Genomic DNA, 21,528 nt, shown 5'->3' with positions numbered 1-21,528 from the left:
GGTGGATGAGGCCCCCACGGCCGCCGCCCGTACCTGCCCCGGCGCCGACGCGCTGGAGTGCCCGATGGGCGGCGGCCGCCGCCGCGCCACCCGGTCCTCCGCCGCGGCCGCTCCGGCCGCCGCCGCGCAGCCCGCCGCCGAGGCCGAGGCGCCCGCCGCCCCGGCCCGTGCCCGCCGCGCCGGGCGTCCCGCCGTGGCCGTCTTCCAGGCCCCGGTCTTCGCCGAGCCGATGTTCCAGACCCCCGAGACCGCCGCGATGGCCGCCATGGCCGCTCGCGCCGCCGCCCCGGCCGAAGAGGTCGAGGAGGAGGAAGAGGTCGAGATCGAGGCCGAGGCCGTGCAGGCCCCCGCCCCGCAGCCGGCCGGCCGTCGCCGTCGCCGCGGCCGCGGCGCCGCCGAGGCCGCCCCCGCCGCCCCGGCCGCCGAGTCCGCGCCGGTCTCCCTCCCCGAGGTGCTCGCCGAGGAGGAGCCGGAGGCCGAGGCCGCCGAGCTGGAGGAAGAGTTCGACGAGGGTGACGAGTCGGGCGAGCGCCCCTCGCGCCGCCGCCGTCGCGGTGGCCGTCGCCGCCGCCGTGGCGAGTCCGCCGACCTCGACGAGTCCGCCGAGGAGGAGGCCGCTGCCGAGGCCGCCGAGCAGGAGGCCGAAGAGGAGGAGGACGAGGAGTCCGACGAGGCCCTCGGCTCCAGCTCCAGCCGTCGCCGCCGCCGTCGCCGCCGTCGCAGCGGTGAGCCCACCGACGTCACCGGCGAGTCCGCCGCGGGCGAGGAGGACGGCGTCCGTACCGTCGTCAAGGTCCGCGAGCCGCGTCCGGCCCGTGAGCGCACCGAGTCCACCTCCTCCGACGAGGTCCAGTCCATCAAGGGCTCGACCCGCCTGGAGGCGAAGAAGCAGCGCCGCCGCGAGGGCCGCGAGCAGGGCCGCCGCCGCGTCCCGATCATCACCGAGGCCGAGTTCCTGGCCCGCCGTGAGGCCGTCGAGCGCGTGATGGTCGTCCGCCAGTCCGGCGAGCGCACCCAGATCGGCGTCCTTGAGGACAACGTGCTCGTCGAGCACTACGTCAACAAGGAGGAAGCCACCTCGTACGTCGGCAACGTCTACCTGGGCAAGGTCCAGAACGTGCTGCCGTCGATGGAGGCCGCCTTCATCGACATCGGCAAGGGCCGCAACGCGGTCCTGTACGCCGGCGAGGTCAACTTCGAGGCGCTCGGCATGGCCAACGGGCCGCGCCGCATCGAGTCGGCCCTCAAGTCCGGCCAGTCGGTCCTGGTGCAGGTCACCAAGGACCCGATCGGCCACAAGGGCGCCCGCCTGACCAGCCAGGTCTCGCTGCCCGGCCGCTACCTGGTCTACGTGCCCGAGGGCTCGATGACCGGCATCAGCCGCAAGCTGCCCGACACCGAGCGCGCGCGCCTGAAGACCATCCTCAAGAAGATCGTCCCCGAGGACGCGGGCGTCATCGTGCGCACCGCCGCCGAGGGTGCGAGCGAGGACGAGCTGCGCCGCGACGTCGAGCGTCTGCAGGCCCAGTGGGAGGACATCCAGAAGAAGTCGAAGCAGATCTCGACCTCTTCGCCGAGCCTCCTGTACGGCGAGCCGGACATGACCGTCCGCGTCGTGCGCGACATCTTCAACGAGGACTTCTCGAAGGTCATCGTCAGCGGTGACAGCGCCTGGGAGACCATCCACGGCTACGTGAACCACGTGGCCCCGGACCTGGCCGACCGGCTGTCGCGCTGGACCTCCGAGGTCGACGTCTTCGCGACGTACCGGATCGACGAGCAGCTCGCCAAGGCGCTCGACCGCAAGGTGTGGCTGCCCTCGGGCGGCTCGCTTGTGATCGACAAGACCGAGGCGATGATCGTCATCGACGTCAACACCGGCAAGTTCACCGGTCAGGGCGGCAACCTCGAAGAGACCGTCACCAGGAACAACCTGGAGGCGGCCGAGGAGATCGTGCGCCAGCTGCGGCTGCGCGACCTCGGCGGCATCGTCGTCATCGACTTCATCGACATGGTCCTGGAGTCCAACCGCGACCTGGTGCTGCGGCGCATGCTGGAGTGCCTGGGCCGCGACCGCACCAAGCACCAGGTGGCCGAGGTCACCTCGCTGGGCCTGGTCCAGATGACCCGCAAGCGGGTGGGCCAGGGTCTGCTGGAGTCCTTCTCCGAGACCTGCGTCCACTGCAACGGCCGCGGTGTCATCGTGCACATGGAGACCCCGACCGCGATCGGCGGCAACGGCAAGCGCGCCAAGCGCCGCGCCGGCAAGGCCGAGTTCGACCAGCACGACCACGAGATCGAGACGGTCGAGGCGGAGGCCTTTGAATCCGAGGCGGAGGTGGCTGCCGAGGCCGCCGCGCCGCGGGCGCTGCCCGAGCCGGAGTTCGTCGCGGACGAGGAGCTGTACAGCAGCCCCGCCGAGGCGGAGGCCGCCGCGGGTCTGAGCGGCCGTCGCAACCGCCGCCGTGCCACCCGCAAGGCGACCGCTCCGGCGGGCGCCCCGCGCGGTACGGCCGTTCCGGCGCAGGTTCCGGCCCCCGTGGCCGAGGCCGAGCCGGTGACCGAGCCCGCCGACACGGTCCTGGAGCCGGCCCCCGTGGTCGTCTCCGAGGTCGTGGAGACGGTCGAGGCGGTGGAGGAGGCCGCGCCGAAGGGCCGTACCCGTCGCCGCGCGACCCGTAAGGCCACCGCCCCGGCGGGCGCCCCGGCCCCCGCGGCCGAGGTGGCCCCGGAGCCGGAGCCGGTCGTCGTGCCGGAGCCGGAGCCGGTCGTGGAGCCCGAGCCGGAGCCGGTCGTCGTGGCGGCCGAGCCCGAGCCCGTCGCCGAGGCCCCCGCGGCCGAGGCCGCGCCGGCCCGTCCGCGCCGTCGTGCCACCCGTAAGGCCACCGCGCCGGCCGGTTCCCCGGCAGGCGCGACCGAGGCGGCCGTCGTGGTCGTGGAGTCCCCGGCGGCCGAGCCCGAGACCGCCCCGGCCGAGCCCGAGACCCCGGCCGAGGCCGAGGAGCCGGCTCCCGCCAAGAAGGCGGTCCGCAAGACGGCCGCCAAGAAGGCGACCACCACGGCGAAGAAGGCCCCGGCCAAGAAGGCGGCGGCCGCGAAGAAGACCGTCGCCAAGAAGACGACGGCCAAGAAGACCGCGGCGAAGCGGACCACGAAGAAGACCGCGGCGGCGGAGCAGCAGACGCTGCCTTCCGTGTCGGCTCCGACCGAGGACTGACCAGCGGTTTCTGCTTGACCCGGGCCCCGCCCGGCACCCTTTCGGTGCCGGGCGGGGCCTTTTTGTCGGTGTGATCAATCCGTTAGGGATCTAGATCATGCAATGTCGGACATTGCCCTTGTTCGCCCGGCGTAATCAAGCCAAAGTGGCCGAACGCTTATTAGGCGGCTTGTCGCGGGGGGATCCATGACGAGCGGGGGATGGTCTGACGTCGCGCACTGACCCGCGCGCCGTCGCCTTGTGTCACGCGTTTCCCACGTTCCGTTCTTCCCGTTTTGGGCCGCTTTCGCGCCCTGCGGAATCGAAGGAATCGGAACAACCACGTGAGCAGAACGACCACCGCGCCGATCGGCGCGGCCAGGCGGCGGCGTGCCGCCAGAGGGATGTTGGCCCTGACGGCCACCGCCCTCGCCCTCGCCCTGACGGCGGCACCGACACCCCTCGTGGGCACGGCGGCGGCTGCCACCGGCTGCGCGGGCGCCGAATCGGACTTCAACGGCGACGGCATCCGCGACACCGCGATCGCCGACCCCGAGGCCACCGCCGACGGCGTCTCCAAGGCCGGACTCGTGCACATCGTGTACGGCGGCGGCAAGGGGGTCCTGGAGCTGACCCAGCAGAGCGCCAAGTCCGGGGGCTCCGAGGCGGGCGACCTGTTCGGCTACTCCATGGCCGTGTACGACGCCGACCTCGACGGCTGCAGCGACCTCGCCATCGGCTCCCCGAACGAGGACGTCGGCACGCTCGTGGACGCCGGCCGGGTGGTCCTGGTCTACGGCGCACCGACCGGTCTCGGCAGCGGCAAGGCGACGGTCCAGTACGTCCAGGGCACCGCTCCCGTGACCGGCCTCTCACCCGAGGCGTACGACTGGTTCGGCTACTCCCTCGCGGCCGGAAAGGCCTCGACGGGCGTGCCGTTCCTCGTCATCGGTTCCCCCGGTGAGGACGTCGGCACCGCGGTCGACGCCGGCGCCGCGATCTACCTCTCGGGAACGACGACCCTCACCTCCGGACTCCTGCACCAGGACGCCACCACGGCCGGAGCCGTCCCGGACGCCGTGGAGCCGTACGACCGCTTCGGCGCCACCCTCGCGGCCACCCCCACCCATCTCGCCATCGGCTCTCCGGGTGAGGCCCAGGGCCTCATCGCGGACGCCGGCTCGGTGACGATATTCAGCCACACCCTGGTCTCCGGCATGCCGAAGCCGCTGAGCGTGATCAACCAGGACTCGCCGAACGTGTTCGGCGCCTGCGAGACGGGCGACGGCTTCGCCACGTCCCTCGCGGCGGTGCCGCACCGTGCCGCCGGCGCCACCAGCACCACCGAGTCCCTCCTGGTGGTCGGCAGCCCCGGTGAGGACCTGAGCACGAACGTGGACGCCGGCGCCGTGCAGGTCTTCCGGCTCGACGCGGCCGGCGCCTTCACGGAGACGGCCTGGATCGACCAGAACGTCGCGAACGTCCAGAGCGCGGCCGAGGCGGGCGACCACTTCGGCCAGCGCGTCGCCGCCGCCAACACCGCGGCGAACGACGTCAGTACGCCCACCGCGACCCGTGTGGCCGTCGGCGTTCCGGGCGAGGAGGGCCCCAACGGCCTCGCCGACCGCGGCCAGGTGCAGATCCTGCCCCTGATCGGTCCCCCGGGCGACAGCGACGAACTCCTCGCGCCGGGCTACGGACTGCCGACCACCGCCGCGCCCCGCCAGTACGGCGGCATGAGCATCGCCGGCAGCTCCGCGGGCCTGTACGTCGGCCTGCCGTACGGCCCGGCCGCCGGCCGCGCCGTCCACCTCTTCCCGTGGAACGTCACCACGGCCGGGGCACCCTCACAGACCTTCAAGCCAGGCGAAGGCGGCATCCCTGCCGACGCCGCCACCTTCGGAACGGTGGTCCGCTGATGCCGAACCAGACACCCGGACTGAGTCGGGCCATCCTCCGGCGCGCCACGCTCGCGGCGGTGACCGCGGGCGCCGTCCTCGCCACCGGCATCGGCCTCGAATCGGCCCTCGGGCCGGACACCCGCGGCCCCGTGCCGGTGGCCGTCGGAGCCCCGGTCCAGACGGAGGCGGAGGCCCTGAACGCCGCCCGCCAGAGCGGCAAGCAGGTCGAGGTCCTCGGCATGCGCACCGAGCGCCGCGAGATCCTCGCCGCGCCCGACGGCACGTTCACGGCACGCGAGTACACCGAGCCGGTCCACGCGGTTCAGGGCGGCAAGTGGGTCGACGTGGACAAGACCCTGGTCAAGCGCGCGGACGGCAGCATCGCCCCCAAGGCGACCACGGTCGCCCTGACCTTCTCGGGCGGCGAGGCCGGCAAGCCCTTCGTCACCATGCGCCGCGGCCCCCGCGAGATGTCGCTGACCTGGCCCTACGGCAAGCTGACCGCCCCCGTGGTGGACGGCGACACCGCCACCTACGCCGACGCCCTGCCCGGCGTCGACCTCAAGGTCAGGGCGGAGTCGGACGGCTTCGGCCACCTGCTGGTCGTCAAGACCAAGGAGGCCGCCGCCGACCCCCGCCTCCAGCGCCTCGACATGGGCCTCAAGACCAAGGGCCTGACGTACAAGAAGGACGCGACCGGAGCGCTCACCGCCGAGGACAGCGCGGTCGGCGGCACGGTCTTCCAGTCCGGCGCCCCCACCATGTGGGACTCGGCCGGCGTCCTGGAGACCGCGGCCCGCAGCAAGGGCCCCAAGGCCGTTGCCGATTCCCTCTCGGCGGCGCGCGCGGACGCCCCCACCGCCAAGACGGCGCCCCAGGCGCCGGCGCCCGCTCTGGAGGGCCCCGGCGGTGGCGGCAAGGCCGCGGCGCTCGGCATCGACGTGTCCCAGGACAAGCTGACGCTGGTCCCGGACCAGAAGCTGCTGAAGGACGGCGAGACCGTCTTCCCCGTGGTCATCGACCCGATCCAGCGGACGACCGACCGCTCCGGCTGGACCGCGGTCATGTCGGGGATGCCGGACAACAAGGAGTGGCAGTACTCGGGTAGCGCGGGCGTGGGCCTGTGCCCGATCAACTACAACCGCCTGACCTGCCAGGGCATCGGCGTGCGCCGCGTCATGTTCGACATGCCGCTGTCCTTCTACAAGGGCAAGCAGATCCTGAGCGCCACCTTCAGCGCCCGGGTGCAGCACGTGTACTGGGCCGACGCCAAGGCGGAGCCGATCCAGCTCTACCGGGTCGCCGGCAGGGACGCCCACTTGGATTCGGGCAACACCTGGCGCAACACCTCGGGCAACTGGTCGACGCACCTGGAGACGGTCAACGAGAAGATCCAGCCCACCAGCTGCGAATCCCAGGCCAACCTGCACTTCAAGTCGGGCGCGAACGGCGGGCTCACCAACAACATCCGCACCGCCGCGAACGAGGGCTGGAACTCGATGGTCCTCGGCCTGAAGGCCCAGGACGAGAGCGACTACCCCGGCTGGAAGCGGGTCTGCGGCAACGCCTACCTGAGCATCAGCTACAACAGCCCGCCCGGCCAGATCCAGACCTCGGCGATGACCTCCAACCCCGGAGGCGCGTGCACCACCGGGACCGCCCGCCCCTACTCGGACGTACCGCCGACGCTTTCGGTGATCGCCAACGACCCCGACCACGCCGACGGCCAGACCGACCAGGTCATGGTCCGCTTCAAGGTGTCCTGGACCGAGATCCGCACGAATGCCGACGGGACGGCCGGGATGGTCACGCCCAAGAGCTACACGTACGACACGCCGTACATGTCGCCGACCACGACCACGCGCTTCCAGCACACGGTGAACTCGACGCTCCCGGAGAACAGGGTCATCCAGTGGAGTGCGTCCACGTACGACGGCGACGGCTGGAGCCCTGAGAGCGGCACCTGCGAGTTCATCATCGACAAGACGTTCCCGGGCATGCCGAACGTCTTCTCCGCGCAGTACCCGTCCGACAGCACCTACCACGACGGCGTCGGCGTCCAGGGCTCTTTCACCTTCTCCCCGAACCCGAACGACGCGGTACCGGACACGGACGTGGTCAAGTACAGCTACGCCTTCGACGGCGAGCCGGACAAGGAGGTGGCCAACGCCACCGCCGGCGGGCCGGCCTCGGTGAACTGGGCGCCCACGCGCCCCGGTCCGCACTGGGTCCAGGTGACCGCGAAGGACCGTGCCGGACACCCCGGCGCCGTCGCGCGCCACACCTTCTACGTGTCGGCGGGCGCCCCCGTCACCGCTCAGTGGAACCTCGCGGACGCGCCGGACACCGCCGCGGCCAAGGAGGAACAGGGCAAGTACCCCGCCGCCTTCGGCCGTGGCGTCACCTTCGGCGTCGAAGGCCCCGGCGGCAAGATCGACGCGGCCGCCCGCTTCGACGGCACCGCCAACGCCTACCTGGACGCGGGCAACACCGTTCTGGACACCTCCAAGAGCTTCAGCGTCAGCGCCTGGGTCAAGCCGTCCAACCTCGGCCGTGACCTGACGGTGGTCAGCCAGGACGGCTCCGGCGAGCCCGGTTTCGTCCTCGGCTACGACGCGATGGCCAAGACCTGGAAGTTCTCCACCCCGGTCCAGGACGTGGACACGCTCGGCGAATGGAAGGCCCTGGCGACCGGAGTCACCCCGGTCAAGGACGAGTGGGTGCTGCTGACAGGCGTCTACGACAGCCAGAGCGGCAAGCAGCAGCTGTACGTCGGCAACGTGCTGAAGGGCGAGATCCAGCGCCGCTCCCCGTGGCGCTCGTACGGCCCGCTCCAGATCGGCCGCCACATCGACAAGGCCGGCTACGAGGACGCCTTCGAGGGCGACCTCGCCGAGATCCGCGTCTTCGACCGGGTCCTCGTCCCGGGCCAGGTCTCCGACATCATCACGGTCAAGCCCGAGCGCAAGGGCTACTGGCAGCTCGACGCGGCGACCGGTGCCGTCTCCCCGGAGACGGGCGGCGGCGCGGGCCTGACCCTGGCGGGCAACGCATCGATCTACCGGCCCGATCCTGAGGACGTCCTCGCCCTCTCCCCGCTCGTCGGAGAGGGCCACCTCGAGCTGGACGGCACCAACGGCCACGCCTCCACCGCGAGCGCACCGGTGACCGGCGCGGCGAGCTTCACGCTGGCCGCCCGGGTCCGGCTGCTCTCCCTGGACCCCACCAAGTCGCAGACCGTCTTCTCGCTCCCGGGCAAGGAGGCCAACCGCATTCAGGTCAGGTACCAGGCCTCGACCCGGCAGTGGGAACTGGCCGTGGCCGGCACCGACTCGGCCTCGGCGCCGATGAAGGTGTTCCGCGACGACCAGACGCTGCCCGACACGGACGGCGGCGGCCAGCACCTGGCCGTGGTCTACGACGCGTTCGCCAGTGAGATCAAGCTGTACGTCAACGGCCACCTCGCTTCGGCACGCGGCGTCGACAAGACCGTCTGGGCCGCCACCGGCGGCCTTCAGGTGGGCCGCTCGATCCGCGGCAGCGCCGAGTACTTCGCGGGCTCCATCGACGAGGTGCGCGCCTACAACGGTGCGGTCGACCCGGTGGCGCTCCTTCAGATGGCCAACCCGACGGCCGTTCCCGAGATCTAGTCCGGTCTCTTCCAGTCCTACCCCACGGGTGGGTGCGCTCCCCAAGGGTGTGCACCCACCCGGTTCTCACATGCCCGCTCACGCTCTGATCCATGGAGTGCATTGATGTCTCTACGTGGCCGATTGCTCAATCGGCACTTGTCAAGAAGAAGTCTCAGAACGGTGGTTCTCGGGCTGAGCCTGACGCTCGCGGTGTCCACCGTGGGAGCTGTCGAACCCACGGACCGGGGTGCGGGCCGCCCCGGGGTCCAGTCGTCGCGCGACCTGGTCAAGGGAAGCAACGGCAAGGCCAAGGGCCGTCCCGACGACGCGGCCCGCAAGGCGGCGGTCAGGGAACTGTCCAAGGCCACGTGGCCGGGGCGCGGAAGCGCCGAGGTCGCCGTGGCCGCTCGAGGGTCTGATGCCCGTACGAAGGCTGTGGCGGGCGGGTTGCCCCTCACGGTCACCGGCCCCGAAGCCGCGCCCCCGAAGGCCGCAGGACCGGCCCTGTCCGCCGAGGCGCGGGGCGAGTCCCTGCCCGCCAAGGTGAAGGTCGACGTCCTCGACGCCGCTCAGGCCGCCGAGGCCGGCGCCGGAGCGCTGCTCCGTGTACAGCGTGCCGACCAGGGTCAGCAGGCCGCGCAGGTCCGGCTGAACGTGGACTACTCGGCCTTCGCCGAAGGCTACGGCGGTGGCTACGGCTCCCGCCTGCGGCTCGTCCAGCTGCCGGCCTGCGCCGCCGTCGCCGAGCCGGGCAGCGCGGCCTGCCCCGAGCTGCCCAGGCCGCTCCGTACGGTGAACAACGCGAAGGAACGCACGGTCAGCGCCGACGTCACGGCCGTGCCGAAGCGTGAGGGCGCGTCCACCATGTCGGTCTCCGGTGAGCCGCTGGTCGCGCTCACCGCGGGCTCCTCGTCGTCCCAGGGCGACTTCGGTGCCACCGGCCTCGCGCCGTCGGCCAGCTGGAGCGTGGCGCAGTCGACCGGTGGCTTCAGCTGGTCGTACCCGCTGCGCACCGTCCCGGTGCCCGGCAAGCTGGCTCCGACGGTCGGCCTGTCGTACACGTCCCAGTCGATCGACGGCCGTACGTCCGCGACCAACAACCAGGGTTCCTGGATCGGTGAGGGCTTCGGCTACGAACCCGGTTACATCGAGCGGCAGTACAAGTCGTGCTCCGATGACGGCCACGAGGGTTCGGCCGAGCAGTGCTGGGCGCACGACAACGCCACCGTGATGCTGGGCGGCAACGCCTCCCAGATCATCAAGGACGACACCACCGGCCAGTGGAAGCTCAGCAACTCGGACGGTTCGAAGGTCGAGAAGCTGTCGGGCGCCGCGAACGGTGACAACGACGGCGAGTACTGGAAGATCACGACCGCGGACGGGACCGAGTACCACTTCGGTCTGAACCGTCTGCCCGGCTGGGCCGCGGGCAAGGAGGAGACGGCCTCCGTCTGGACCGCCCCCGTCTTCGGCGACGATTCCGGTGAGCCCTGCTACAACGCGACGTTCGCCAACGCCCACTGCGCCCAGGCATGGCGGTGGAACCTCGACTACGTCAAGGACCCCCACGGCAATGTGATGTCGCACTTCTACGAGAAGGAGACCAATCACTACGCGCTGAACGGGAAGACCGACGTCAACGGCACGGCCTACGTCCGTGCGGGCTACCTCAAGCGCATCGACTACGGTCAGCGGGACGGAGCCGTTTACACGGAGGCCGCCCCGGCGCGGGTCCTCTTCAACGTGGCCGAGCGCTGCCTGCCCACTCCCGAGTTCGACTGTGCGGAGAGCAAGCGCACGAAGGCCAACGCGTCGCAGTGGCCCGACACCCCGGTCGACCGCGAGTGCAAGGCCGCCACGAAGTGCGGCGCCGACCAGTACTCCACGACGTTCTTCACGACCAAGCGCCTGACATCGGTCGTCACGCAGATGCGCAAGGACGCCACCCAGTACCAGGACGTGGACGCCTGGTCGTTCACGCACCTGTTCACGGACAACGGCGACTCTTCGAAGGCCCTGTGGCTGTCGAAGATCGACCACGAGGGCCGTATCGGTACCGCTGCCAAGGTTCCCGCGGTCGAACTGTTCGGCATGCAGTTCGCGAACCGTGTCGACAAGGACGGCGACAACATCGCGCCGTTCCACCGCTTCCGTCTCGCCACCGTACTCAGCGAGACCGGAGCCCAGCTGGGCGTCAACTACGCCCCGACCGACTGCTCGGCGACCGCGCTGCCCAAGCCGGGTGAGTCGACCAAGCGCTGCTACCCGGTGAAGTGGGCACCTCCCGGTTCCCTGGAGCCCATTGACGACTGGTTCCACAAGTACGTCGTCGCCGAGATCATCGAGATCGACCGCACGGGTGGCGGCGAGAACATGGTCACCCGGTACGACTATCAGGGCCCGGCGGGCTGGCGGCATTCCAAGCCCGACGGCATCACCCCGGACAAGTTCCTGACCTGGGGAGACTGGCAGGGCTACGGCAAGGTCACCGTCACGAGCGGGGGTGACGACTCGCAGCGGACGCGGGTCGACCACACGTACTTCCAGGGCCTGAACGGCGACCGGCTGCCGGCCGGGGGCACCCGCTCGGCGAAGATCACCGACTCCACGGGTGCCGAGTACACCGATGACGAGGACTACGTCGGCTTCGAGCTGGAGTCCGCCACCTACAGCGGCGGAAGCGTCACCAGCAAGGCGGTCCACACGCCGTGGAAGCACGCGACGGCCACCCAGACGAAGCCCTGGGGAGTGACCAGGGCGACCCTGGTCAAGCCGGAAGTCACCCGCGGGTTCACCGCGCTCGGCGCGGGCGCCTGGCGGGAGACGTGGGCGAAGACCACCTACGACACCGCTTCCGGAACGGGTCGTGCCACCGAGGTCGACGACAAGGGCTGGGTCGTGCCGGCCACGGCTCCCGCGGCGGATGTCGCCGCGGCCGCCAAGGACGACACGTGCACGCGCACCTGGTACGCGGACAGCGCGGCCAGGAACTTCCTCAAGCTGGTCAGCCGGACGGAGAAGGTCGCCACGCAGTGCGGGGCCGCCACGGACCGCAAGACCCAGGTGATCTCCGACGACCGCACGCTCTACGACAACCTCGCCTTCGGAACGGCGCCCACCCGGGGCCTGCCCACCGGAATCGAGCGCATCGCCTCGCACGACGGCACCACCGCGGTCTACCAGCGGCTGGCCGACAAGGCCTACGACGGCTACGGCCGGGTGACCAGCGCGACGACCCCCGCCGCCGGCACGTCCACCACCACGTACACGGAGGTCAACGGACTCACCACGTCCCTCAAGGCCGTGAACTCGGCCAACCACACCATGATCACGGACTACGAACCGGCGTGGGGTCAGGCGAGCGGTCAGACCGACGCCAACGGCAAGCGGTCCGACATCGCCTTCGACGGCCTGGGCCGCGTGGTGTCGGTCTGGCACCCGGACCGGGTGAAGGCACTCCAGACACCGAGTTCCAAGCACTCCTACCTGGTGCGCACCGACGGCCCGCTCGCCATCAAGACCGAAAAGATCGAGAACGACGGCTCGTACGGCGTGGAGTACATGCTCTACGACAGCCTGCTGCGAGCCCGGCAGAAGCAGAGCGAGGGCCCCGGAGGCACCCGACTGGTCGCGGACACGTTCTACGACAACCGGGGCATGCTGAAGGCCTCGTACGACACGTACTCGGCGGCCGGAGCCCCTTCCGACCAGCTGCTCGTCGTCCGCAACGGTGACGTCACCGGGCAGAACCGCTACGAGTACGACGACCTCGGCCGCACCGTGGCGACGATCTTCTCGGTGGCCGGGGCCGAGCAGTGGCGGACCACGACCCAGCACGAGGGGGACCGGTCGCACGTGACCGTCCCGCAGGGTGGTCTGGCCACGACCTCGATCACCGATGCCCAGGGTCGGCTCACCGAGATTCGCCAGTACAACGGCAACGTGCCGGTGCTCACGGGCCCGGGTACCCCGTACACGTCGACCAAGTACGAGTACGGCTCGGGCGACGAGCTCGTCAAGGTGACGGACTCCAAGGGCAACAACTGGTCGGCCACCTACGACCAGCGCGGCCGCAAGACGCGGACGGTGGACCCGGACTCCGGGGCCCTCAAGCTGGCCTACGACGAAGCCGACCGGCTGATCTCCACCACGCACGAGAAGACCGGGGAGATCGTCTCCCGGGCCTACGACGGGCTGGGCAGGCCGACGTTCACCTACGACGGCACGCCGGCTCAGGGCAAGAAGGTGACCGAGCAGCGCTACGACCGTGCCGGGATGCTCGGCCAGGTCTACGCCTCGCTCCGCTACGTCGACGCCACGGAGTACTTCGCCTCGGTGGTCCAGACGGTGGACGATTTCTACCGCCCGACGAAGACCGCCTATTCGGTTCCCAAGTCACAGGGCGCCCTCGCGGGCACCTACACCTACACGGAGGCGTACAACCGCGACGGTTCGGCGCAGAGCAGCGGTCTCCCCGCGGTGGGCGGACTCGCGGCCGAGGTGCTGGCCTACCAGTACGACGAGATGCAGCGGCCCGTCTCGATGAAGGGCATCAACACCTACGTCACCAACACGGTCTGGTCGCCGGACTCCCAGATGCTCCAGCTGCAGCTGAGCACCGGTGGCAAGAAGATCTGGCAGACCTCGGAGTACGAGCTCGGCACCAAGCGCCTCACCCGGGACCAGGTCGACATCGAGGGATCGACGGCCGGGCCGGCCAAGCGGACCGACTACTCCTACGACCAGTCGGGCAACATCCTCTCCATAGCGGACACCGCTACGCCGGCCACGACCGACGTGCAGTGCTTCGCGTACGACAGCAAGCGGCGCCTGGCCGAAGCGTGGACTCCCCACGCGGACACCACGACCTCCCGGGGTTCCGGAACGGTCGGGACGAACAACACGGTCATCGGGTCGACCCCGTCTGCCTGCGCGGGCGCACCGGGAACGAAGCCGCTCGGTGGTCCGTCGCCGTACTGGACGTCCTACGCGACGGACGCCCTCGGCAACCGGACCTCGGACGTCTCCCACGACGTCGGTCTGAACGCGAGCAAGAACATCACCCGCTCCTTCACCTACGGGGAGAACGGGGCCGGTCCGCACGCGGTGACCAAGGTCGTCGCCAAGACGCCCACGGGTGACCGGCAGACCTCGTACGGATACGACTCCGCGGGCCGTATGGCCACGCGGACGGACGGCGGGGTGACCCACTCGCTCGCCTGGGGATCGACCGGAGGCCTGGCGAAGTTCAGCTCACCGGACGACCTCACCACTCCCGGCAAGAACGAGGCGGCGGAGACCACCTACCTCTACGACGCCTCCGGCCAGCGCGTCCAGCGCAAGGACGCGAGCGGGACGACGGTGTTCCTTCCGGGCATGGAGCTCACGCTCGCGCCCGGTGCCACGACCGCGAAGGCGACCCGTTACTACAACTACGCCGACCAGACCGTCGCGGTCCGTACCAGTGACAACAAGGTCACGTTCCTGGCCTCGGACCACCACGGGACCGGTGAGCTCGCGATCGACGCGACGACCGGAGCCGTGGTCACCCGCCGGTCCGACCCGTACGGCAATCCGCGAGGTGTGCAGCCCGATGCCGGCGCCTGGCCGGGCCAGCGCGGCTTCGTGGGCGGAACGATCGACGCCTCCACCGGCCTGACGCAGCTGGGGGCCAGACAGTACGACGCGGTGCTGGGCAAGTTCATCTCGCCCGACCCCATGGTCGACTTCACCGACCCCCAGCAGATGAACGCGTACGCGTACGCGAGCAACTCGCCGGTCACCCTGTCGGACCCGAGCGGTCTCGCGCCGTGCATCGACGGGATCCGTGACAGCTGCGGCGGTTGCAGCGTCTTCGTCATCGGCTGCGGCGGCGGTGGCGGTGGCGACGACGGTGGCAGCGGCGACGACGGCGACGACGGCCAGGAGGAAACCGAAGCCGAAGAAGAGGTCACGACCGCCAGGACCCACCACCAGTCGTCGAAGAAGACGATCACGAAGGTGACCGAGGCGATAATCGAGGAAGTCAAGGACATCATCGGGGTGAATGCGCTGATGGACTGCGCATCCAACCCCGCGGTGGGTATTTGCCTCAAGGCCGCCGCCGAGATCGCGATGAATTTCGGCGGTGGCGCGCTGAAGGTCCTCTTCAAGGCCAAGCGCGTGATCAAGGCGGTCTCTCTGCTTGACGACCTCTACAGCGCGATCAGCAAGTTCGTGAAGTCCAGCGACAAGCTGAGCAAGGCAGAGGAGAAGCTGGAGAAGGTAAGGAAGGCGAACAAGGAGAAAAAGAGAAAGAAGGACAAGGACAAGGAGGACGAGGAGTGCGAAGCGCACAGCTTCCTCCCCGGTACGACCGTCCTCCTCGCAGACGGAACCCGAAAGAACATCGAGGACGTCGCCCTCGGTGACAAGGTGATGTCCACCGACCCGGAGACGGGCGCGGAGATCGCACGCCCCGTCGTGGGAACGATCGTCACGGAGGACGACAAGCAGTTCGTCGACCTGACGGTGCGGAAGGCCGGCGCGGCCGGGTCCGCTGCTCTCGTTTCCACGGTCACCCACCCCTTCTGGGTCCAGGCGGAGAACCGCTGGGTCGAAGCCGGTGATCTCAAGCCGGGAATGCAGCTCAGCACGCCGGACAGCGGAGACGTGGCGGTCGTCGCGGTCCGCGCCTTCGAAAAGCGGCAGCGGACGCACGACCTGACCGTCGACGGGATTCACGACTACTACGTGAACGCGGGCGACATCCCGCTGCTCGTCCACAACTGCCTGGTCACCGTCTACCACTACACGGACAAGAAGGGCTACAACGGCATTCGGGCCGGAAACCCCTACCACATCCGTGAAGGCGATTCGAAGAACGGCGCGGGTCCCTTCTTCACTCCGCGAAGCCCCGGCAGCCTGGCGGCCGGCGACTACAAGAGCGTGCTCGGCCTCACCAAGGAGAAGTCCGAGTACGTGATCGAGTTCCAGATCGAGAAGAGCGCGTTCACCAAGCTCCGAGGCGGTCGAGGTGCCCATATCTGGACCATCCCGAAGGGTGTGATGATTCCGAGGAGCCGGGTCAGATACATCGGCCCCACTTCCGGATGGAGTCCCCCCAAGTGATCACAGGCGACGACCATGTCTTCATGGTCCACGGATCGCCCGCTTCGGCGGTCGAGCGGTTCCTGACGAGCTGGGCCGAAACGCGGCCCGACCTCCGGTGGGCACTTGCCGGGGGCGACGGGTTCCGCCCGTGGGGTCCGGCCGGCACCGCGCTGCCCGAGGAGGGCGCCGAGGTGCTGGTCTCCCGTGACGAGGCGATGCTCACGTGGTGGGACGAACACGGCTACGCGCCGGACGGGACCGGGGAAGGCCCCTTCGCCGTCTTGTACGAGGCGGCCCCCTGGTCGTCGCTCCGGGTGACGCCGGGGGACGACCCGTACGGAGCGGGTGAGCTCCGTTACGAGCCGTACGAGGTGGAGCTGCTGGGGACCGGTTTCCACATGGTCACCGTGGTCACCCCCGGTACCGGAGGGTTCTCGGACGCGCTGCTCGCGGAGTTCCGCACGGCGCTGACGGCTTCGTAACCCGCTGGTTCGCTTGCCTACGGGCCCCGGTTTGACCCCTCAGACCGGGGCCCGTAACCTGGGTCGCTGGCGTGTCTATGCACCCGCCATCCACTGAGCACCTCACCTCCCGCACCGCCTCGCGGTACGGGGGAGGCCGGCCTGCGGTTTCCGCGGGGCCGGCTGGCTTCAGGGGTTCCCGAATCGAGCGAGAGAGAGATCCGCGTGTACGCCATCGTGCGCAGCGGTGGTCGCCAGCACAAGGTTGCTGTTGGTGACATCGTTGAGGTTGACAAGATTTCCACTGCCAAGGTTGGCGACACGGTCGAGCTCTCGACCCTGCTCGTTGTCGACGGCGACGCCGTGACCAGCGACCCGTGGGTCCTGGCCGGGATCAAGGTCACGGCCGAGATCGTGGACCACCACAAGGGCGCCAAGATCGACATCCTGCGCTACAAGAACAAGACCGGCTACCGCCGTCGCCAGGGTCACCGCCAGCAGTACACGGCGATCAAGGTCACCGGTATCCCCGCGGCTGCGAAGTAAGAGGGACTGAGACATGGCACACAAGAAGGGCGCATCGTCCACCCGGAACGGGCGCGACTCCAATGCCCAGCGGCTCGGCGTGAAGCGCTTCGGCGGTCAGGTCGTTTCCGCCGGCGAGATCCTCGTCCGCCAGCGCGGCACCCACTTCCACCCGGGCTCGGGTGTCGGTCGTGGTGGCGACGACACGCTGTTCGCGCTGCAGGCCGGTGCGGTCCAGTTCGGCACGCACCGTGGCCGCAAGGTCGTCAACATCGTTCCGGCCGCCTGATCCAGCTTCTGCTGATCAAGCGTACGTAACTTCCCGAGGGCGGATCTCAGCTCTTCCCGGCGTCAGCCGGGAAGAGAGGTCCGCCCTCGGCGCGTTGTCACATAGACACGTTTAATGGGCAGCAAGGCCTGCCACCGGATTTTCCGGACTATTCCCGCTGTATCTGGAGGAACAACCATGACCACCTTCGTGGACCGCGTCGAGCTGCATGTCGCCGCGGGTAACGGGGGCCACGGCTGCGCCTCCGTTCACCGGGAGAAGTTCAAGCCGCTCGGCGGCCCCGATGGCGGCAACGGCGGCCGTGGCGGCGACGTGATCCTGGTGGTGGAGCAGGCGATCACCACCCTGCTCGACTACCACCACAGCCCCCACCGCAAGGCCACCAACGGCAAGCCCGGCGAGGGCGGCAACCGCTCCGGCAAGGACGGCCAGGACCTGATCCTGCCCGTGCCGGACGGCACCGTCGTCCTCGACAAGGAGGGCAACGTCCTCGCCGACCTCGTCGGCCAGGGCACCACCTACGTCGCCGCCGAGGGCGGCCGCGGCGGCCTGGGCAACGCGGCCCTGTCCTCCGCGCGCCGCAAGGCGCCCGGCTTCGCGCTCCTCGGCGTCCCCGGCACCACCGGCGACGTCGTCCTGGAGCTCAAGACCGTCGCCGACGTCGCGCTGGTCGGCTTCCCGAGCGCCGGCAAGTCCTCGCTGATCTCGGTGCTCTCCTCGGCCAAGCCGAAGATCGCGGACTACCCCTTCACCACCCTCGTCCCGAACCTGGGCGTCGTCACCGCCGGCTCGACCGTCTACACGATCGCCGACGTCCCGGGCCTGATCCCGGGCGCCAGCCAGGGCAAGGGCCTCGGCCTGGAGTTCCTGCGCCACGTCGAGCGCTGCTCGATCCTCGTGCACGTGCTGGACACCGCCACCCTGGAGTCCGACCGCGACCCGGTCGCCGACCTCGACGTCATCGAGGAAGAGCTCAAGCTCTACGGCGGCGGCCTGGAGAAGCGCCCGCGCCTCGTCGTCCTGAACAAGGTCGACATCCCCGACGGCCAGGACCTCGCCGACATGGTCCGCCCCGACCTGGAGGCCCGCGGCTACAAGGTCTTCGAGGTCTCCGCGGTCGCCCGTACGGGCCTCAAGGAGCTCTCGTACTTCCTCGCCGAGGTCATCGCCAAGGCGCGCGCCCGCAAGCCGAAGCAGGAGGCGACCCGCATCGTCATCCGTCCGAAGGCCGTGGACGACGCCGGCTTCACCGTCGCCTACGACGAGGCCGAGGACGTGTACGTGGTGCGCGGCGAGAAGCCGGAGCGCTGGGTCCGCCAGACCGACTTCAACAACGACGAGGCCGTGGGCTACCTCGCCGACCGGCTCAACCGCCTCGGCGTCGAGGACGCGCTGAAGAAGGCCGGCGCCCGCGCCGGTGACGGCGTCGCCATCGGCTCCGACGACAACGCGGTCGTCTTCGACTGGGAGCCGACCGTGATGGCCGGCGCCGAGATGCTGGGCCGCCGCGGCGAGGACCACCGTCTGGACGCCCCGCGTCCGGCCACCACCCGCCGCAAGGACAAGGAAGCCCAGCGCGGGGACTCGTCGCAGAAGGAGTACGACGAGTTCCGGCCGTTCTGATCTGCCCTTTTTGGACCGGTGGGCGGTCTTGAGGTGATGTTTACCCGGGTCGCCTAGGATCCACGGGGTGAGCAGCGCAAACCCCCCTACCGTCTCCGTCGTGGTGATCGCGTACAACGACGCCGGGCTCGTGGGCGAAGCCGTTACGTCGGCCCTCGCCCAGGGCCCGGTCGTCGCCGAGGTCATCGCGGTGAACGACGCCTCCTCCGACGGCACCGCACAGGTGCTGGACGAGCTGGCCGCCGTACACCCCCGCCTCAAGGTCGTGCACCGCACGGAGAACAGCGGGGGGTGCGGCACCCCGCGCAACGACGGGATCGCGGCCGCGTCCTCCCCGTACGTCCTCTTCCTCGACAGCGACGACGTCCTGCCCCCGGGGGCGGCCGAGGCCCTGGTGCGCGCCGCAGAGGAACACCGCGCGCCGGTCACCGTCGGCGCGTGCGTGCGCCGCGAGCTGCCGCTGCACCACGACGTGCCGTGGGTGCCCGGGCTCTACACCCCGGGCGAGGTGATCGAGCGGCCCGCGGACCGGCCGGAACTGGTCCGCGACACGCTCTGCGTCAACAAGCTGTACGACCGGTCCTTCCTGGACAAGCATGCGATCCGCTTTCCCGACGGACGGTTCATCTACGAGGACTTCGTCTTCACCGCGCGGGTCCTGGCCGCCGCCCCCCGCATCGCGGTCATCGGCGACCTCGTCTACGTCTGGCACGTGCGCCGCGGCGCCGCCCAGGTGTCGATCTCCCTGGACCGCAAGGACGTGGGGAACTGGCGCGCCCGCGTCGAGGCGCACCGCACCGCCTCGCGGACCCTCGCCGCCGCCTCCCCCGAGCTGGGCCGTGCCTGCCAGGTGAAGTTCCTGGAGTACGACCTGCGCATGTACCTGCGCGAGCTCGGCAAGGACCCCGACTACCAGGCCGCCTGGTGGACCCTGACCCGCGAGTACCTCGACACCTTCGACGAGGCCGTCTTCGAGGCCGCCGCCCCGCACGCCCGCTGGATCGTACGGGTGCTGCGCGCCACCGCCACCCCGCCCGCCGACGTCGATCGGCTGACCCGCTTCGCCGCCGAACCGCCGCGCCTGCTGCCCCCGTACGCGACCGGCGCCGACGGGGTGCCGGTGTGGAGCGAGGAGCTCCCGGTCGAGCTTGACGGGCTGCGCGAGCTGCCGATCGCCGCGCTGCCGGTCACCATAGACGCCGAACCGGCCGGCAACGCCGCCGTCCGGCTGCGCCTGCACGAGCTCTACGGACGCCTCGCCGAGGCCGGCCCGCTCACCGCGCAGCTGCGCTTCGTGCCCCGCGCGGGCGGCGATCCCGTCCTGGCCCAGCCGGTGGCGCTGAGCCGGGACGACGACAGCGACGACGGCGGCTGGACGGCCGTGCTGCCCTTCCGCCTCGCCGACCTGGCCGCCACCGGCCGCCGGCTCGGCCTGCGCAGGCTCCAGGCGTGGCACGTCGGGGTGGTGGTGGAATGCGCGGACGGGAGCTCCCTGTCCACTTCCCTGCGCCCCCGGGGGGGCCTGCTGCGCCGCCGCGCGCTGCCGAGCAGCCGGTACGGTGTCCTGCTGACGCAGCCGTACCGTACGGGCTCCGGTTCGCTGGCGCTGCGCCTCGCGCCGGGTGCCGCGGGTGCGCTGTACCTCGTACGGAACAGACTCGACCGGGCCAGGGCGGGCCACGCGTCGGGCTGAGGGGTCGCGACGACCCTCAGCGGCAGAACCACGGACAGGACGAAGGAGTTCCACATGACCTTTCTGATCACCGGTGGCGCCGGATACATCGGCGCGCACGTCGTCCGCGCGATGCTCCTCGCGGGGGAGCGGGTCGTCGTCTTCGACGACCTCTCCACGGGCAACGAGGACCGCGTGCCGGAGGGCGTCCCGCTGGTGGTCGGCTCGGTCCTGGACCGGCTGGCCCTGGACGAGGCCATCCGCGAGCACAAGATCACCGGCGTCGTGCACCTCGCGGGCAAGAAGCAGGTCGGCGAGTCCGTCGAGAAGCCGCTGTACTACTACCACGAGAACGTGCAGGGCCTCACGGTCCTGCTCCAGGCCGTGGCCGCCGCGGGCATCCGCAACTTCCTCTTCTCCTCCTCCGCCTCCGTCTACGGCATGCCCGACGTGGACCTGGTGACCGAGGACACCCCCTGCGCGCCGCTGAGCCCCTACGGCGAGACCAAGCTGGCCGGCGAGTGGCTGGTCCGCGCCGCCGGCAAGGCGCACGGCATCTCCACCGCCTGCCTGCGCTACTTCAACGTGGCGGGCGCCGCGGCCCCCGAGCTGGCCGACACCGGCGTCTTCAACCTGGTCCCGATGGTCTTCGAGCGCTACGACGCCGGCCAGGGCGCCACGATCTTCGGTGACGACTACCCGACCCCGGACGGCACCTGCATCCGGGACTACATCCACGTCGAGGACCTCGCGGAGGCCCACGTGGCGGCGGCCCGCAAGCTCGCCGAGTGGGCCGCGGCCGGGGACTACAAGGACCTCACCGTCAACATCGGCCGCGGCGAAGGCGTCTCCGTCGCCGAGATGGTCGACCTGCTGAACAAGGGCACCGGGCACACCTACGCCCCCGTGATCAGCCCGCGCCGCCCCGGCGACCCGGCGAAGGTCGTGGCCTCGGCCGAAAAGATCACCAGCGAGCTGGGCTGGAAGGCCCGCCACGACGTCCGCGAGATGGTCACCTCCGCCTGGGCGGGCTGGGAGGCCAACAAGGCCGTCCGCCGGGACGCGCACAAGGACGTCCACCGGGCCTGACCTTCCCCCGATCCCGTACGTACGAAGCCGCCCGCCCCGGATCATCCG

The 21,528-nt window shown here is 70.4% G+C and carries 10 protein-coding genes; all 10 read left to right on the top strand.

Annotation, left to right across the window (positions count from 1 at the left end):
• Nucleotide 1: 1 nt before the first annotated feature.
• Nucleotides 2-3,217 (top strand): ribonuclease E/G, encoded by a 3,216-nt coding sequence (locus ACFWBN_RS37755; RefSeq protein ID WP_385185737.1) that lies wholly within the window; start codon nucleotides 2-4, stop codon nucleotides 3,215-3,217.
• A gap of 323 nt (nucleotides 3,218-3,540) precedes the next feature.
• A complete protein-coding gene (locus ACFWBN_RS37750; RefSeq protein ID WP_385185734.1) occupies nucleotides 3,541-5,115 on the top strand; it encodes an integrin alpha in 1,575 nt (524 codons plus the stop codon).
• The gene (locus tag ACFWBN_RS37745; RefSeq protein WP_385185731.1) at nucleotides 5,115-8,747 is read left to right on the top strand and encodes a LamG domain-containing protein; all 3,633 of its coding nucleotides are present in this window, start codon (nucleotides 5,115-5,117) and stop codon (nucleotides 8,745-8,747) included. The genes ACFWBN_RS37750 and ACFWBN_RS37745 overlap by 1 nt, the downstream gene beginning before the upstream one ends.
• A gap of 162 nt (nucleotides 8,748-8,909) precedes the next feature.
• Complete coding sequence (locus ACFWBN_RS37740; RefSeq protein ID WP_385185729.1) at nucleotides 8,910-15,839, top strand: RHS repeat-associated core domain-containing protein; 6,930 nt, start codon at nucleotides 8,910-8,912, stop codon at nucleotides 15,837-15,839.
• A complete protein-coding gene (locus ACFWBN_RS37735) occupies nucleotides 15,836-16,303 on the top strand; it encodes a hypothetical protein (protein WP_385185726.1) in 468 nt (155 codons plus the stop codon). The genes ACFWBN_RS37740 and ACFWBN_RS37735 overlap by 4 nt, the downstream gene beginning before the upstream one ends.
• 204 nt (nucleotides 16,304-16,507) lie before the next feature.
• Complete coding sequence (gene rplU, locus ACFWBN_RS37730) at nucleotides 16,508-16,828, top strand: 50S ribosomal protein L21 (protein ID WP_030715748.1); 321 nt, start codon at nucleotides 16,508-16,510, stop codon at nucleotides 16,826-16,828.
• Nucleotides 16,829-16,841: 13 nt separating this feature from the next.
• Complete coding sequence (gene rpmA / locus ACFWBN_RS37725; RefSeq protein WP_030027134.1) at nucleotides 16,842-17,096, top strand: 50S ribosomal protein L27; 255 nt, start codon at nucleotides 16,842-16,844, stop codon at nucleotides 17,094-17,096.
• A gap of 177 nt (nucleotides 17,097-17,273) precedes the next feature.
• Nucleotides 17,274-18,719, top strand: a complete 1,446-nt coding sequence (obgE, locus tag ACFWBN_RS37720) for a GTPase ObgE (RefSeq protein WP_385185722.1) — start codon at nucleotides 17,274-17,276, stop codon at nucleotides 18,717-18,719.
• Between the two features lie 67 nt (nucleotides 18,720-18,786).
• Complete coding sequence (locus ACFWBN_RS37715) at nucleotides 18,787-20,412, top strand: glycosyltransferase family 2 protein (protein WP_385185719.1); 1,626 nt, start codon at nucleotides 18,787-18,789, stop codon at nucleotides 20,410-20,412.
• Between the two features lie 54 nt (nucleotides 20,413-20,466).
• Nucleotides 20,467-21,480, top strand: a complete 1,014-nt coding sequence (gene galE, locus ACFWBN_RS37710; RefSeq protein WP_385185717.1) for a UDP-glucose 4-epimerase GalE — start codon at nucleotides 20,467-20,469, stop codon at nucleotides 21,478-21,480.
• The last annotated feature ends 48 nt before the right edge of the window (nucleotides 21,481-21,528 follow it).

This window comes from Streptomyces sp. NPDC059989 (assembly GCF_042736975.1).
Lineage (GTDB): Bacteria > Actinomycetota > Actinomycetes > Streptomycetales > Streptomycetaceae > Streptomyces.
Note: the sequence above shows the minus strand (reverse complement) of the source record. Positions and strands in the feature narration are given on the sequence as shown.